This is a genomic window from Streptomyces coffeae (genome assembly GCF_016741875.1).
Classification (GTDB): domain Bacteria; phylum Actinomycetota; class Actinomycetes; order Streptomycetales; family Streptomycetaceae; genus Streptomyces; species Streptomyces coffeae.
Genome location: NZ_JAERRF010000142.1, coordinates 1 through 1,000, shown reverse-complemented (window position 1 = coordinate 1,000; position 1,000 = coordinate 1). Strand labels below are relative to the sequence as shown.

General features: G+C 72.4%; 1 protein-coding gene. It reads right to left on the bottom strand.

The window, feature by feature from the left end; all coding sequences use genetic code 11:
* Positions 1–1,000, bottom strand: a 1,000-nt coding sequence (locus JK363_RS41365) for a beta-ketoacyl reductase (protein ID WP_201883481.1), incomplete at both ends; no start/stop codon positions are given.

Here is a 1,000-nt window from a genome sequence, read left to right as displayed (position 1 = left end):
CGCGCCCTGGCCACCGCTGCCCCACACACCGGCGATCGACGAGAACAGGACGAACGCGTCCAATGGCGTTTCGCCCAGCAACTCGTGCAGGTTCCTTGCACCGTCGACCTTGGCCGACAGCACACCGGCAAGCTCGCCCGGGTCGAGGTCGGCGAGAATGGCCGAGCGCTCGACACCGGCCGCGTGCACGACCGCGGTGAGCGGGGACTCAGCGGGCACGGCGGCGAGTACGTCGGCCAGCGCGTCCCGATCGGCGGCGTCACAGGCCGCGATCGTGACGCGGGCACCGAGCGCGGTCAGCTCCGTACGCAGCTCCTCCGCACCGTCGGCTTCCAGCCCACGCCTGCTGGTCAGCAGCAGGTGCTCGGCACCCTTCGCCACCAGCCACCTGGCGACGTGCGCACCGAGCGCACCGGTACCGCCGGTGACCAGGACCGTCCCGCGCGGCGACCAACCTGCCCCGGACGCCTTGCCCAGCGGCGCGGGCAGCAGCCTGCGGCCGAGGATCTCGTTGCCGCGCAGCGCGACCTGGTCCTCGCCGCTCGTCCCGGCAAGCACCGAGGCCAGCAGATCACCGGTCGTGTCGTCCTGTGTATCGGACAGGTCGACCAGGCCGCCCCAGCGGTCGGGGTGCTCCAACGCGGCCACCCGGCCCAGACCCCACAGCATCGACTGCTCGAACCCGGCGACGGCGTCATCCGCGCCAGCCGACACCGCACCCGACGTCACACACCACAACGGCGCCTGCACATCCGCATCACCGAGCACCCGCAGCAGACCAATCGTGGCCGCGATACCCGCGGTGAGTCCCAGCAGCGAGACGACTCCGTGAAGAGCGGGCAGCCCGCTCAGCTGCTCCGCCCAGTCGACGGCTTCCGGGTCCACGTGCACGACGTGCACGTCCGCACCGTTCCGGGCCAGCGCGTCACGCACCCACTCGGCCCGGTCCTCACCGGTCGGCGCGACAAGCAGCCATGCGCCGTCCAGCCGCCCGGACCCG